This window comes from Streptomyces sp. NPDC030799 (assembly GCF_055572255.1).
Genome location: NZ_JBVIDS010000016.1, coordinates 97292 through 112035 on the forward strand (window position 1 = coordinate 97292; position 14744 = coordinate 112035).

General features: G+C 70.8%; 13 protein-coding genes. 4 read left to right on the top strand and 9 right to left on the bottom strand.

The annotated features are described in order from the left end of the window. Positions 1 to 44 precede the first annotated feature (44 nt). On the top strand, positions 45 to 884 hold the full coding sequence (locus ACZ41I_RS34000) for a YceI family protein (RefSeq protein ID WP_468515850.1): 840 nt from the start codon (positions 45 to 47) through the stop codon (positions 882 to 884). Between the two features lie 17 nt (positions 885 to 901). Here ACZ41I_RS34000 and ACZ41I_RS34005 read toward each other — a convergent pair whose 3' ends face one another. From ACZ41I_RS34005 to ACZ41I_RS34040, 8 genes are all read right to left on the bottom strand, one after another. Then, complete coding sequence (locus ACZ41I_RS34005) at positions 902 to 1663, bottom strand: TetR/AcrR family transcriptional regulator (RefSeq protein WP_363216394.1); 762 nt, start codon at positions 1661 to 1663, stop codon at positions 902 to 904. A 216-nt stretch (positions 1664 to 1879) separates the two neighbouring features. Further along, the gene (locus ACZ41I_RS34010) at positions 1880 to 4159 is read right to left on the bottom strand and encodes a mannosyltransferase YkcB-related protein (protein WP_468515851.1); all 2280 of its coding nucleotides are present in this window, start codon (positions 4157 to 4159) and stop codon (positions 1880 to 1882) included. Next, complete coding sequence (locus ACZ41I_RS34015; protein WP_399767064.1) at positions 4156 to 5628, bottom strand: bifunctional glycosyltransferase family 2/GtrA family protein; 1473 nt, start codon at positions 5626 to 5628, stop codon at positions 4156 to 4158. The genes ACZ41I_RS34010 and ACZ41I_RS34015 overlap by 4 nt, the downstream gene beginning before the upstream one ends. 14 nt (positions 5629 to 5642) lie before the next feature. Next, positions 5643 to 7283, bottom strand: a complete 1641-nt coding sequence (locus ACZ41I_RS34020; protein WP_468515852.1) for an ATP-binding protein — start codon at positions 7281 to 7283, stop codon at positions 5643 to 5645. Beyond that, positions 7280 to 8020 carry a response regulator transcription factor gene (locus ACZ41I_RS34025; protein WP_363216390.1) on the bottom strand — a complete coding sequence of 247 codons (741 nt, stop codon included), beginning with the start codon at positions 8018 to 8020 and terminating at the stop codon, positions 7280 to 7282. Before ACZ41I_RS34025 ends, ACZ41I_RS34020 begins: the two co-directional genes overlap by 4 nt. Positions 8021 to 8120: 100 nt before the next feature. Continuing rightward, the gene (locus tag ACZ41I_RS34030; protein ID WP_468515853.1) at positions 8121 to 8477 is read right to left on the bottom strand and encodes an antibiotic biosynthesis monooxygenase family protein; all 357 of its coding nucleotides are present in this window, start codon (positions 8475 to 8477) and stop codon (positions 8121 to 8123) included. 97 nt (positions 8478 to 8574) lie between these two features. Beyond that, positions 8575 to 9456 carry a DUF2797 domain-containing protein gene (locus ACZ41I_RS34035; protein WP_468515854.1) on the bottom strand — a complete coding sequence of 294 codons (882 nt, stop codon included), beginning with the start codon at positions 9454 to 9456 and terminating at the stop codon, positions 8575 to 8577. Positions 9457 to 9636: 180 nt separating this feature from the next. Continuing rightward, positions 9637 to 10524, bottom strand: a complete 888-nt coding sequence (locus ACZ41I_RS34040; protein ID WP_468515855.1) for a calcium-binding protein — start codon at positions 10522 to 10524, stop codon at positions 9637 to 9639. 228 nt (positions 10525 to 10752) lie between these two features. On the opposite strand from ACZ41I_RS34040, the gene ACZ41I_RS34045 reads away from it, so the two are divergent. Then, positions 10753 to 12249, top strand: a complete 1497-nt coding sequence (locus tag ACZ41I_RS34045; protein ID WP_468515856.1) for an FG-GAP-like repeat-containing protein — start codon at positions 10753 to 10755, stop codon at positions 12247 to 12249. Positions 12250 to 12454: 205 nt separating this feature from the next. Next, positions 12455 to 12934, top strand: a complete 480-nt coding sequence (locus tag ACZ41I_RS34050; RefSeq protein WP_468515857.1) for an RICIN domain-containing protein — start codon at positions 12455 to 12457, stop codon at positions 12932 to 12934. Positions 12935 to 13107: 173 nt separating this feature from the next. Here the strand turns inward: ACZ41I_RS34050 and ACZ41I_RS34055 are convergent, their stop codons facing one another. Beyond that, the gene (locus ACZ41I_RS34055; RefSeq protein WP_399767041.1) at positions 13108 to 13785 is read right to left on the bottom strand and encodes a GAP family protein; all 678 of its coding nucleotides are present in this window, start codon (positions 13783 to 13785) and stop codon (positions 13108 to 13110) included. A 446-nt stretch (positions 13786 to 14231) separates the two neighbouring features. On the opposite strand from ACZ41I_RS34055, the gene ACZ41I_RS34060 reads away from it, so the two are divergent. Further along, positions 14232 to 14684, top strand: a complete 453-nt coding sequence (locus ACZ41I_RS34060; protein WP_399767038.1) for a hypothetical protein — start codon at positions 14232 to 14234, stop codon at positions 14682 to 14684. Positions 14685 to 14744: the final 60 nt, after the last annotated feature.

Here is a 14744-nt window from a genome sequence, read left to right on the forward strand (position 1 = left end):
TTCCCTACGACCGATTCATAAGACTTTTTCAGGGAGTTGGCGGGATGGGACTGACCGCGAAGATCCGTACCCGGGACGGATGGGCCGTGTCGCACGCGGTCGTCACGGTGACCGACATGACCGGTACGCAGGTGCTGCGCGCCGAGGCGGACGCCGAGGGAGCCGTACGGGATGCCACCGAGCTGGCACCGGGGGCGTACACGGTGATCGTGACGGCCGTCGGCTACGCACCCGCGGCCTCCTCCGCGATCGTCACCGCTGGGGGTGCCCCCTCCGGGGGAGGGCGGGCGGAGGTCGGCACGGTCACGCTGGCCCGGCAGGGCGGCACCGAACTGCCGCCACCCGGGCCCTGGACCATCGACCCGGTGCACTCCTCGGTCGCCGCGGTCGCCCAGCACCTGGGGATCTCCAGTGTGCACGGCCGGTTCACGGAGTTCGGCGGCACGATCGAGATCGCACCGGACGACGTCACCAAGTCCCGCGTGGAGGCGGTGATCAGGGCCGCGTCCATCGACACGGGCAACGGCATGCGTGACACGCATCTGAAGTCCGGGGACTTCCTCGACGTGGAGCGGCACCCCGAGATCACCTACCGCTCCACCGGCGTGACGACCGCGGGTCCGGACCGCTGGACGGTCCACGGCGAGCTGTCCATGCACGGGGTCGTACGACCGGTGGACCTGAACCTGGCCTACCTGGGCACCGGCGCCGACCCGTGGGGCGGCACCCGCGCCGCCTTCCGCGCCACCGCCGAACTGCACCGCGAGGACTTCGCCATGAACTACAACCAGGTCCTGCAGGCGGGCATCGCGGCCATCGGCACGACACTGAAGGTGGAGCTGGACATCCAGGCGGTGCAGGGGGATTCGCTGCCCCAGGCATAGGCAGAGCAAGGGAGCAGTCAGCCGCGTTCGACCATCGCCTCGATGCCGGCGATCAGCAGGTCCAGGGCGAAGTCGAAGTCACGGTCCATCATCTCGGCGACCGTGTCCCCGCCGCGGGCGTCCATGATCTCCTTGGACTCCTGGAGGAGGTCCGCGGCCTGGGGATGCCGCTGGGCCTCGGACATGGACTGCTGGAAGTAGTCGTCGGGGGACAGCCCGGAGTCCGCGATCCGTCCCAGGAACTGGACCTCCAGCGTGCCGTAGCCGTACACGAACTGGAAGACGGCCGAGATGGCGCTCATCATGCGGTGCGCGGGCAGCCCGGTGCGCCGCACCACCCGCTGGACCACCCGGGAGTACGCCAGCGCGTTGGGGCCGATGTTGAGGTACTGCCCGGCCAGCGGCGACAGCCAGGGGTGGCGCACCAGCAGCGCCCGGTACGCGGCGGCCAGCCTCCGCAGCTGGTCCCGCCAGTCCTCCGCGGTGTTCTCCGGGTCGGGCAGCGGCAGCTCGCCGAAGGCCGCGTCCAGGGCGAGTTCCAGCAGGTCGTCCTTGGTGTCGACGTACCAGTACAGGGACATGGCGGTGACGTTCAGCTCCGCGGCCAGCCGCCGCATGGAGAACTTCGCCAGCCCCTCGGCGTCGAGCAGCCGCACGGACGCCGAGGTGATCCGCTCCCGGTCGAGCCCGGAGGGCTGCCCGCCGCTCCGGCCACCCCGGCGGGCCTTCCCCTCCAGCCAGACGCTGGCTCGCGGAGACCGACCTGCTTCCTTTGCCACCAGCGCACCTTCCTAGTTTCCGGCAACTGGTCCAACCTAAAGGGGCGCGGGGCTTCGACGACATACGGCTCCGCGGCGCGGGCGAGGGAAACACGACCAACCCGTATTCGTACCCATACCCACGCCACCCGAGCTGTCAGGCGGTCTTTTCCTCCGAGGACGAAGGCGTGTTGTGCACCGTATAGGCAGACATACGGTGCACAACACGCTTTTCCGTCAGCTGTTCTTCTGCGTGAGGTCGTAGAACGTGGCCGAGCCGGCCGCGACCTTCTTGAAGTTGCTCTGGGCCCAGGAGCTGATCTGCGAGGACGTGCCGGAGTTCGCACCGGCGCCCATGCCTCCGCCGGCGATGAAGTAGTGGATCCTTCCTTCGGCCACGTACTTCTTGAACTGCGCGAGCGTCGGGGACGGGTCGGTGCCGTTGAAGCCGCCGATCGCCATCACCGGGTCCCCGGTGGCGAGCTGGTAGGCGGCCGCGTTCTGGGAACCGACGGACGCCGCGACCCAGGTGTACCGGGAGGCGTCCTTCGCCAGCAGCTGCCTGGCGGCGGAGGACACGTTCGCGCCGTTCAGCAGGCCGCCGGCGCCACCGCCGCGGCGCATGCCGCCTTCGCCCGCACTGCCGCGGCCGGGGAAGCCGCCACCGGGGAAGCCGCCACCGGGGAAGCCGTTGCCGTTCTGCGGGCCTTGCCGGCCCTGCCCGTTCTGCCCCGGACCGTTCTGCCCCGGACCGTTCTGCCCCGGACCGTTCTGGCCGGGACCGTTCTGGCCCTGTCCGCCGGGCATGCCGCCGCCGGGGAAGGCGCCGCCGCCCGGGAAGCCGTTGCCGTTCTGCTGCCCCTGGGCGTTCTGGCCCTGACGGCCCGGCATCCCACCGCCGAAGCCGTCCCGCATGCCGCCACCGCCGGGACCCCGTCCGCCGCCGAAGCCCCTCATGCTCGCGCCCGCCGGGCCCGCCGTCGGGATGGAGCCGGTGTGCGCGGAGTCCACCGTGCTGAGGGTGTACGCCGTCGGTCCGGCGAGCGCGGCCACCAGGCCCACGGCAGCCGCCACGAGGGCCGGCCGCCGGGAGGTCCGGCCGGCGAAGACCAGGGCCACCGCCGCCGCCGTGCCGCAGATCAGCACCAGCCACTTCAGCCAGGGCAGGTAGGCGGAGGTGCGGTCGAGCAGGACGTAACCCCAGGCCGCCGCTGCCACGACGGACCCGGCGAGGGTGATCGACGCCCAGGTCTCCCTGCGCCTCTCCCACAGCAGCCCGGCACCCATGCCGACGACGGCCGCGAGGTAGGGCGCGAGGGCCACCGTGTAGTACTGGTGGAAGATGCCCGCCATGTAGCTGAACACCGCCATGGTGATCAGCAGCGAGCCGCCCCACACCAGGAACGACGCCCGGGTGACGGACGTACGGCGCAGTTTCCTGGTCGCCCACAGGCCCGCGACCAGCAGGATCAGCGCGGCCGGGAGCAGCCAGGAGATCTGGCTGCCGATCTCGGAGTTGAACATCCGGTCCCAGCCGGTCTCCCCCCACTGCCCGCCGCCGTTGCCACCGCGGCCGCCACCACCGCCGCCGGGTACGACGCTGCCGGTCTCGTCGCCGCTGATCCGGCCGAGGCCGTTGTAGCCGAAGGTCAGCTCCAGGAAGCTGTTGTGCTGCGAACCGCCGATGTAGGGGCGGGAGGAGGCCGGCCACAGCTCGACGACCGCCACCCACCAGCCGCCGGAGACGACGAGCGCGACGGTGGCGAGGCCCAGCTGGAGCAGGCGCTTGCGCAGCTTCACCGGACCGCAGACGGCGTAGACGAGCGCCAGCGGCGGCAGGATCAGGAAGGCCTGCAGGGTCTTGGCGAGGAAGGCGAAGCCGATCGCGGCCCCGGCCGCGACCAGCCACCCGGTCCGGCCGTCCTCCACCGCCCGTACGACGAAGTAGCAGGCCAGCGCCATCAGCAGGGCCAGCATCGCGTCCGGGTTGTCGAACCGGAACATCAGCGCGGCGACCGGCGTGAGCGCGAGCACCGCGCCCGCGACCAGACCGGCCACCGGGCTGAACCGGCGCCGTACGGCCGCGTGGACCACCGCCACCGTGCCGACGCCCATGAGGACCTCGGGCGTGAGGATCGCCCACGAGTTCAGGCCGAAGATCCGGACCGACAGCTCCATCGGCCACAGGAACGCCGACGGCTTGTCGACGGTGATCGCGTTGCCCGCGTCCAGCGAGCCGAAGAAGAACGCCTTCCAGGACGTGCTGCCGGCCTGTACGGCCGCCGAGTAGAACGAGTTGGCGTAGCCGGAGGCGCTGAGGTTGTACAGGTAGAGCAGGAGGGTGGCGGCCAGCAGGCCGAGGAGGGCCGGGCGCGCCCAGCCCGGGTCCTCGGGCCGGCCGCGCCACAGTCTGCGGACGAACGGCCGGCGCGGTGCGGTCGGGGGAGCGGTCGGCGACGGGCCCCGGACGGCGGTACTGCCCCGATCGGTGGCCGGCTGGTCGTAATGGGTGGTCATCGGGGATCCCCCGCATCGGTGTCGTGAGGGCGCACCGGCTGCAGTTGCACGGTGGCGTCCCTCCAGCTGCCGTCCGCGGCTGCACCGGCGCGGACCTGGGCGGTCGTCGGACACGACGGCTGGTACGGCACCGGCCGCCGGGGCAGCGGTGCGTGCGGGGCCGTCGTCGTGCTGTGGGCCGGCGAGGACACGGCCGGTGCGGCGGTCACCGTCGGGGCGGCGCCGGACTCGCCGCGGTCCGGGAAGACCCACGCGCGGAAGAGCAGGAACCGCAGCACGGTCGCGGCGAGGTTGGCGGCGATGAGCACCGCCAGTTCGGTGGAGTGCGCGGGGCTGCCGCCGGCCGCGTCGAGGGCGGCCAGCGAGCCGCTGGTCAGGGCGAGTCCGATGCCGAAGACGACCAGGCCCTGCGCCTGGTGCCGTACGGCCCCGCCCCGGCCGCGCACCCCGAAGGTGAGCCGGCGGTTCGCGGCCGTGTTGGCGACCGCCGAGACCAGCAGCGCGAGGGCGTTGGCCGGCTGGGAGCCGGAGAAGTGCCGGAAGACGCTGTAGAGGAGGAGATAGAAGAGGGTGGACAGGCCGCCCACGACACAGAACCCGACGAGCTGGCGGGCCAGTCCCTGCGGAACGTTGGTCAGTTCACGGTCACGCGGGTCGTCACCGAAGGGCCGGGCGAGCCGGTCCAGCGGCAGTGAGCCGCCGGCCAGCGCCCTGCCGACCCGCCAGACGCCCTTGAGGTCGTCGGTCGCGGTCTTCACGATGTGCACGGTCGAATCGGGGTCGTCGACCCAGTCGACCGGCACCTCGTGGATCCTGAGCCCCGCCCGCTCGGCGAGCACCAGCATCTCGGTGTCGAAGAACCAGCCGGTGTCCTCCACCAGCGGCAGCAGCACCCGTGCCACGTCCCGCCGGATGGCCTTGAAGCCGCACTGCGCATCCGAGAAGCGCGCCTGCAGGGAGCCGCGCAGGATCAGGTTGTAGGCCCGGCTGATGAACTCCCGCTTCGGGCCGCGCACGACCCGGGAGGTGCGGGCGAGCCGGGAGCCGATCGCGAGGTCCGAGTGGCCGGAGATCAGCGGGGCCACCAGCGGCAGCAGGGCGTTGAGGTCGGTGGACAGATCGACGTCCATGTAGGCGAGGATCGGCGCGTCCGAGGCCGACCACACGGTCCGCAGGGCCCGCCCCCGGCCCTTCTGCTCCAGGCGGACGCCGGCCACCTCGGGGATCTCCGCCGCCAGCCGCGCCGCCACCAGCGGGGTGGTGTCCGTGGACGCGTTGTCCGCGATCGTGATGCGGAAGGCGTACGGGAAGGTGCGGGTGAGGTGCTCGTGCAGTCTGCGGACGCACGGCCGGAGGTCCTTCTCCTCGTTGTAGACGGGTATCACTACGTCCAGGACAGGCGTACCGGCGTCCGTGGCCGGGAGGTGCTCCCGCGCCGGCAGGGTGCCGGGAGAAGAGTGGGTTCGCATGGGAGCGACTCTCGTCAAGCGCCCTGTCGCACCCGTGTGGTGGCGCTGTGCTGTGCCTGTGAGTGCTGTTGCCAGTTCATTTCGGGCTGCGGCTGCGGGGCCAGTGCGGGCAGGTGCACGGTGAACACCGTCCGCCCCGGGACGCTGTCCACGGTGACGGCGCCGCCGTGCGCGGCGGCGACGGCCTGCACGATGGCGAGCCCGAGGCCCGTGGACCCGGTTGCCCTGGACCGTGCGGAGTCCCCTCGGGCGAACCGTTCGAAGACGTGCGGCAGCAGGGCCGGCGGAATGCCCTGCCCGTTGTCCTCGACGTCCACGCACATCCAGGGCCCGCGCCGCTGCACGCGCGCGGTGACGGTCGTACCGGGCGGGGTGTGCTTGCGGGCATTGCCCAGCAGGTTGACCAGCACCTGCTGGATGCGGGCGGCGTCCGCGGACACGAGCGCGGGCTCGTCGGGCAGGTCGAGCCGCCAGTTGTGGTCCAGACCGGCCGCGCGGGAGTCGCTGACGGTGTCCACGACGAGCGGAATCAGATCGGTCTGCTCGAACTGCAGCGGCCGGCCGGCGTCCAGCCGGGCGAGCAGCAGCAGATCCTCCACAAGGAGGGTCATCCGCCCGGCCTCGGACTCGATCCGTCCGAGCGCGTGCCGCGTGTCGGGCCCGACCTGCTCGCGCCCGCGCCGGGTCAGTTCGGCGTAGCCGCGGATGGAGGCGAGGGGGGTGCGCAGCTCATGGCTGGCATCGGCGACGAACTGCCGTACCCGCATCTCGCTCTGCTGCCGGGCGTGCAGCGCGCCGTGCACATGATCCAGCATCCGGTTGAGCGCGGCCCCGACCTGGCCGACCTCGGTGTGCGGATCGGTCTCCGACTCCGGGACCCGCTCGCTGAGGTTGACCTCGCCGGTGTGCAGGGGAAGTTCGGAGACGCGGGTGGCGGTGGCGGCGACCTTGCGGAGGGGGCGGGTGGCGACGCCGACGATGACCGTGCCGGCGAGGGAGGCGGCGACCAGTCCGGCCACGGTGACGCAGACCTCGACGACGACCAGGGTGTCGATGTTGTCGTCGACGTCCTTGGTGGGCAGGGCGACGTAGTAGGCGTCGCCGCTGCCGTCGGGACTCGCCTCGTAGCGGACGAGGTAGTCCCCGAGCCCGGGCAGCTCGACGGGGTGCGGCTCGGTGTCCCTCGGCACCTCGGCGAGCGCCCGCTTCTGCGCGGCGGTGAGACCGACGGAGTCCATCTGCTTGAAGCCGCCGTAACTGTCGTTCAGCTGTACGGTCTTGCCCGCGTCCGCGATCGTGCCGTTCCTCAGGTAGGCCGCGACCGTGTTGCGCTGCGTCGGGCCGCTGGTGAGGAGGCGCTTGAGTCTTTCGCTCGGCGTCAGGACGGTGTGCGACCTGCCGGGCTCCACGGGTGCGTCCGGCGCCGTACCGTTCGGGTTCGGCATGCGGCCGCCCGTCGCCCGGATGCCGATGTCCTTCACCTTTTCGTCGAGCTGACCGTACAGATGGGTCCGCAGCGCGAGCGTGGTCACGGTGCCGATCACCGCGGACACCACGGCGATCAGCACCACGGACGCGACGACGAGCCGCGCCCGCAGGGTCCGCGGCTGTCCCGCGCGGCGTCTCCGCGGAGCCGGCCGTCGTCGCCCGCTCATGACACGGCGGGCTTGATCAGATAACCGGCCCCCCGCCGGGTGTGGATCATCGGCTCACGCCCCGCGTCGATCTTCCGCCGCAGATAGGAGATGTACAGCTCGACGACATTGGCCTGCCCGCCGAAGTCGTACGACCACACGCGGTCCAGGATCTGCGCCTTGCTGAGGACGCGCCGCGGGTTGCGCATGAGGAAGCGCAGCAGTTCGAACTCGGTGGCGGTCAGGTGGATGTTCTCCCCCGCCCGCGACACCTCGTGGCTGTCCTCGTCCAGGGTCAGGTCCCCGACGACGAGCACGGAGTCCGACCGCCGGTCGGCCGCCCCGGACCGCCGGATGAGCCCGCGCAGCCGGGCCACGACCTCCTCCAGGCTGAACGGCTTGGTGACGTAGTCGTCGCCGCCCGCGGTGAGCCCGGCGATACGGTCCTCGACCGCGTCCTTGGCGGTCAGGAACAGGACGGGCACGTCCGGCAGCTCGCGGCGCAGCCGCCCCAGCACGGTGAGCCCGTCCATGTCGGGCAGCATCATGTCCAGTACGACGGCGTCGGGCCGGAACTCACGCGCGGTCTGCACGGCTCCCTGCCCGTCCCCCGCACTCCTGATCTGCCAGCCCTCGTAGCGAAGGGCCATGCTCAGCAGTTCGGTGATCGACAGCTCGTCGTCCACCACAAGCACTCGGACGGGGCTCCCGTCCGGCCTCAGCAGTTCGGTGCGCCCCTGGGGCGAGGTCGTGGTCATGGCGGACACCTTGTCGGGGTCCTCTGAGAAGACGCTTTCCCTACTCTGTGATTTCCCTGAGAAACACACAGGCGTCTCTCAGGAATCACCTGGGAAACGCTCATTCCCGCGCGAAGACATGCGCGTGCTCGACCCTGGCGATGTGGATCGCGTACCGCTCGTACCAGCGCTCCCGGCCGCGCCGCTTGGCCGCGAGATGCGCCGGGTGGTCCCGCCACTGCTCGATCCCGGCGAGGTCCCGGAAGTAGGCGACGGAGATGGCGAGTCCGCCGGGGGTGCGGGCGGCGTCCTCACCGAGGAAGCCGGGGACTTCGCGGACGAGACGCGAGAGGTGTTCGGCGGTGCGCTGGTATTCGCCGGGGTCGTCGTCGGTACGGACGGAGGTGAAGACGACGGCGTAGTAAGGCGGTTCGGGAAGGCTGGTGGGTCGTACAGGGGCTTTCGTTCGATCACTCATGGCAACCACGGTCGCCCGAAGGCCTCTTCGGGTCCATGCCCCTTGCCGAAAGGGATCCGTACGGGATCCGAGTCTTTGCCTTCCGCCCCCGGGATCCTCAGAACAGGCCCTCCGGCTGCTGGGTGAACTCCCGCAGGGGGAAGGGCGTTTCAGCGGCCCTGGGAGCCGTGGGGGACACCAGCGCCCAGCCGGTCATGAGGCGGGTGTCGAGGACGACGACCCCTCGCCGGCCTCCGGCGACCGCCAGATGCAGATCGGGCCCGGCGGCCGCGACCAGCTCACCGCTCACTGCGCCACCCGGGACGAGCTCCACCACTTCCCCGAGGGCAGCCGGAGCACCGGCGAGCCCGAACACCCGGATGTGGTCGACCACTTCGCAGGGCTCGGGCCGCAGGGTCTCCGGCCATCCACTGAGCGCGCCGGCCCGCGCATGCAGCTCCCGCAGCTCCGCCGCACGCTCCGCCTCGGTCTGCGGCAACGCCGACCGCACCGCCCGCTTCTCGGCGTACGGAATCCGGTCCGGCACCTGGAGCGCGGCCCGCAGCAGCTCCTCGGTGCGCCGGGCGGCCATCAGCGGTCCGGTGCCGAGCCAGCTGAAACAGACGGCACCCTGCTCCAGCAGCCGGGCCGAGCCCCGCTCGACCGCGGTGATCCCCACCTTGACCATCCCGGGACCGAACCACGCCAGATACACCCGGTACGGCCGCGGATCATCGGCGATCGTGTCGGCGGCCACGGAGTGCGCCCGGTCCAGCCGCGCGCACTCCTCGCACCGGGCCCCCGTACTCCGCCCCGGCACCACGGCCCGCACCGGGCAGGCATGTCCCCGCGCCCCGACGCACTGCCGCGCCGAGCCGTCCGCGACGGCGAACGCGACCCGCTTCCCCCGGGGCAGGGCACTGCGCCGCCCGCCGCCCCACATCAGCACGGGGCCGTCCGGTGTCCAGCGCAGTCCCGCGCATGTCCATTCGTGTGCCATCACCGGTGAGCGTAGAGGCCGGGTCCGACAGTGCCCGGGGACGGCCCCGCGGAGGCAGCCGACGGGAGTGCTGAGCCGCCCGTCGCGGGCCAGGCGCATGACGAAGGCCCCGGATCTCTCCGGGGCCTTCTCAAGAGCGGCCGGCTCACTCACTCAGGAGTGAGCAGCGGATCTCGTGGGTCAGCGGACGTCGACGTAGTCGTAGGCGTCGGCGACGGACGAGTTGCTGTTGCCCGCGTAGTGGAAGCGCCAGGTGCCGTCCACGGAGGCGGTGACCGTGGTCTTCGCGTAACCGCTGGAGGAGGTCGTCACGGTCTTGACGGTGCTGTAGGTGCTGGTGCCCGCCTTCTTGAACTGCAGCTGGACGGGCTGGCTGCCGTAGCCGTAGTACTTCATGTTGCTCCAGCTGGCGCGGTTCAGGTTGCCGGAGACCGTGATGGTCCTGCCCTTGGCGACGGGCTCGGGGCCGGCGTTGAAGCCGCTGAAGCTGCTGGCGCGCTTGATCCAGTGGTTCTTGTAGAAGTCGTTCTCGTAGGAGTCGCCGTCGTTGGCGGACGCGAAGACGGTGACGTTCCACTTGCCGTTCAGCGAGCTGTCCCACAGCCCGTCGGCCTCGCCCGGCTTGGCCGTGATGGTGAACTTGCAGGTGGCGGCGGTCGCGCTCCAGTAGTCGCAGCTCTCGGCGCCGTTCTCGTTCCAGAGGAAGCCGTCAACGTCGCCGCCCTCCAGGTCGGTGCCGTGCCACAGGGCGACGTCCACGCCGTGCTGCTCCGGGTTGACGCCCGACGGGTCGGTCACCGTCACGTAGACGTTGAACGACTTCGGCGACAGACCGACGACGACGTCCTTGTTGGCGTTGACGGTGACCTTGGTGACCTGGATGTCGCCGTCCGTCTCGGTGGCGGGCGACGCGGCGACGGACTGCTTGCTCGGCGCCTGGTGGGCGCTCTTGAACTGCTCGGCCTGTGCGGCAGCCGGGTTTCCCTCGGCGTGCGCGGCCGGGACGGCCAGGGCGGTCAGGGCGGCACCGGAGAGGGCCGCGGCGGCCAGGCTGGCACGAATGCGCATGTTGTTCCCCAAGTGAGGAATGGGGCCCGAGCGAGGTGGGGGACTCGCGAGCCCGACGGGTCTGAGGAGTCTGGCGACTCTTACCTGAGACTTACTGGAACCTTGAACGGTTGTACGGGAAATGGAAGTTTTCTCGACCGGTTTCACCGCCCCGGTGGCCTACAACCTTCGCACCGGGCCGCGGGTCTCCCCTGCGTCCGCCCAGCCCGCGCCCGAGGAGACCCCGTCATGCACAAACGCCGCAGTCTGGTCCTGGCCACCGCGACCCTCGCCGCCCTCGCCGGCGGACCGCTCGCCGTCCAGGCGGCGGCCGCCGCCCCCCGGGTGGAGAACGACTTCAACGGCGACGGATACAGCGATGTCGCCGTCTCCGCGCCCGGCGCCGAGGTCTCCGGACATCCGGGCGCCGGTGCGGTCGCGGTGTTCTACGGCTCCCCGACCGGCCCCTCTCTGGAAGGCCGCACGATCCTCAGCCAGGACTCGCCCGGATCCGCGGGTGCCGCCGAGGACACCGACCTGTTCGGTGCGGCCACCGCGCCCGGCGACTTCAACTCCGACGGGTACTGGGACCTGGCGGTCGGCACGCCCAAGGAGGACACCGACGCGGGGGCCGACTCCGGGGCCGTGCACATCTTCTGGGGCTCCCCGCACGGCCTGACCGGCGGGGCCGGCGTGCCCAACCCCGCTCCCGGCCCGCAGGCGAGGTTCGGCGCCTCGCTGGCCGCGGGTGACTTCGACGGTGACGGCAGGACGGACCTGGCGGTCGGCTCGGCCTCGGCCACCCTGCGCGTCTTCTCGCACGGCATCGCCGCGAACGGCACCCCCGGCAGGGTGGCGGCAGTCCCCCTGCCCCTCCACACCGGCGTCTCCGCCGGCATCCTCAACCTCACGGCCGGCAGGGTCGACAAGGACGGCTGCACCGACCTCGTGGTCGACGGCCAGAGCCGCAACATCTCGGGCGGCAAGCACCACAACGTGAACTACTACCTCCCCGGCGCGGCCGGCGGTTTCAAGGCGTCCGGCGCCAAACTGCTCCCCGGCGGCATCAGCGGGGCGATCGGCGACCTGAACGGCGACGGATACGGCGACATCGTCACCGGTGTGTGGTGGGCCGCCGCCGGGCCCAAGCAGCTGGCCGCCGGCAAGGTGATCATCAACTACGGCTCGCCGAGCGGGCCCTCGGGACGCACCCAGAGCATCGACCAGAGCACCGGTGCGGTCCCGGGCGACCCGGAGAGTCTGGAACGCTTCGGCGACGCCGTCTCGGTCGGGGACGTCGACGGCGACGGCACGAAGGACCTCGCCATCGGCACCCCGCGCGAGAGCTTCGCCCTGCGCACCACCACCTTCCCCGACGTCGGCACGGTCATCGTCCTGCGCGGCACCGCGAAGGGCGTCGACACCTCGTCCGTGCAGAACCTGCACCACCTCGTCCCGGGCATGCCGGGCGTCGACGAGCTGGGCGCCCGCTTCGGCGGCGACGTACTGCTGTCCGACCTCAACGGGGACAGGAAGGCCGACCTGACCGTCGGCTCCCGTTACGCGACCGCGGGCCGCGGCATGGTCACCACGCTGCCCTCGAACGACGGCAGGATCGTCGTCCAGGGAGCCTTCCACGCCAGCGTCAAGGACGCCGGGCTCTCCTGGAACGGCTACCCGCAGTTCGGCGGCGGACTGCACAATTCCCGCATCACATCGACGATCTCCCACTCCGGAGACCAGTAGCCCCTGCGTGCAATGACGGCGAGTACCTCGGGGACCCCGTGTTCTGGTTCAAGGCGGTCGCGATCCGGCCCGGTCACCTGTCCGGCGCTCCCCTGTCGCGACCGGGAACGGGGTGGCCAAGCATGGACGTGAACCCAAGGCGCTGCGCGCTCCCGCCCGCCTTGCACCCCTCGTCCACGGCAATGCCGAAACCGGAGGAACGCCCATGCCCATCGCGCCCGTACGACCTGTACCGCCCGCGGACACGCCGCAGGTGCTCGTGCACTCGGTCAGCGGCCTGTTCATCACACCGATCGGTCATACACATGACCCCGGAGAGGTACGGCTGTGGCGGGGGGACTTCCGCACCAGCAACAAACAGGACATGTGGGAGTTCCTGCCCGCCGACGAGGAAGGACTGTGGCGGATCAAGAACGGACGGGACGATCTGTACCTGACCGTCAGGGACAAGCACCCGAAGGCGGTCGTCTACCAGGACCGCTGGAACGACAGCCACAAGGGGCAGCTCTGGCGGATGATCCAGGCCGACCCCGCCCAGGCTGATGTGGTCATCGCTTCGGCGCTGGACGAACGACTGGTGATCTCGCCGGTCGAGGGCTGCCATTGGGCGGAGACCACCCTGGAAGTCGACCAGGTCGGACCGTACTCGGACCAGTTCTGGCGCTGGCGCACCCCGCGCGGCTGACCCGGCGACGGGCCACGACCGGACGCCTTCGGCGACACGGCCCTGCCAAGACACGTTCCTGGCAGGGCCGTCGTGCGTGCGTGTCGCCGTTGCCGTCGGAGTCGCCGTCAACTCCGGCCTCGGTGCCCTCCGAGCCTCGGCCGGCATGGATGCGAAGTGCCAGGCACGGCCTGTCACGAGGTGACGATGGAGATGCCGTCTCCGAGCAGTTTCAGCCCGAGGACGAAGAACAGGGCGGCCATCACGGCGACATTGTGCTGAGCTGCCCAGTCTTTCCAGTTTCCGAGCGTGGTCCTGGCCCGTTCTCCACCGAGGAGGTAAACGCCGAGCGGGACCAGCAGGCCGAGCGTGGCGATCACGACGAAAATCGCCAGTGATGCGATCTGCTGCCCGACCGGAAGACCGGCCGAGCCGATGGCGGCCCCCGCGGCGATGGTCAGCGGGGCGTTCTTGGCGTTGAGCGCGGCCAGGGCCGTTCCGAGCCCGAAGACCTTGACCGGCGTGAGGCGGTCGATCGCACCCATCCACTTCGGCAGCTTCGCCTGCGAGGGATCCTTGGGGCGCCGCCGCCACTGCCGGGCGCCGAAGAAGACGAGGAGCAGGCCGAGTGCGAGCTTGAGAGCCCCGACCCAGGTGGCCGGTTGCTTGTGCGCGGAGGCGCCCGCCGGGGAGGCGACCGCCAGCATCACGGCGCCCAGCACCGAGAGTCCGAGGATCCAACCGACGGTGAAGAGGATTCCGTTGAGACGTCCTCGGGGCGTGGCGAGAATGAGGATGACGGCGATGACCGGAAGCGGGCTGACCGCGACGCCGGCCGCGAAACCCAGCACGTCACCGAGAACTGCGCCCATGGCTGCCTCCAACTGGGGTCGGGTGGCGATCCCGTTGAGCAATGGTCTGGCGGGGGGAGGCGGGTGCCCCGGCCGTCTGCCCGGCGCGAGGGGTTCTTGTGCAAAAGCTGTGGCCCAGTCCCATCTTCCTGCGCCCGGTTCGATCTGTCCTGGCAGCTGTCCTCGGCGGCTTCGGCTCATGCCGCGTTCCTCAGCGGCCGAGATGCACGGCCCGGCATCCGTTGTGAGCATGGAGGGGTGGGGCGATGGTGCCCCGGTTTCGGGTGCTTGGCGGCCCTCACACCGATCCGTGGCAGGAGACTTTCACGATGACTGCAACGGCACGAGCGAATCAGTCGGCCCACCCCGAACGTCCGGGCAGGTCGGACGGGGTATGCAGCGAGTTCACCGTGTTCACCGAAATCAAGCCCGGCCATGCGGATGCGTTGCGGAAGGATCTCGCCGCAATGGCCGACGTGGCGGATGACGAGAGGGTCCATGCGGCGGTCCGCCAGATCGGCACCCTGCATGACGCACGGCACGTGATCTTCGACAACGACACCCGGTTCATGTTCGCCAGCGTCTTCGACGGCTCGTGGGACGCGTACATCGACGACTTCGCCAAGACGGTGGTCGGGGAGCGCTTCGACAAGGTCTTCTCGCACAGCGTGGGGTTCCCCGGCGTCAAGGATCCCGGGGTGAAGGACTGGTTCGTGGCCCATCAGGCGCCCGCAGGAGTCTTCGTCAGCGCCTATCCCGATCTGACCGTTCAGCAGATCTACAAGGACCACCGCGTGGAGGAGGCGTTCGAAGAGGTGCTGGACACCCCCGAGTTCCGCGCGGCGCTGGAGAACCCGGCCAACGCGGAGCTGGTGAACACACCTGCCTTCCAGAAGCTGCTGGAAGAAGCCTCCGCCTAGAACCCGGGCACAGCTGTCCCGCAGAGTTGTGCCCGCTTCGGTGAACAGCGTCAGCGGGCG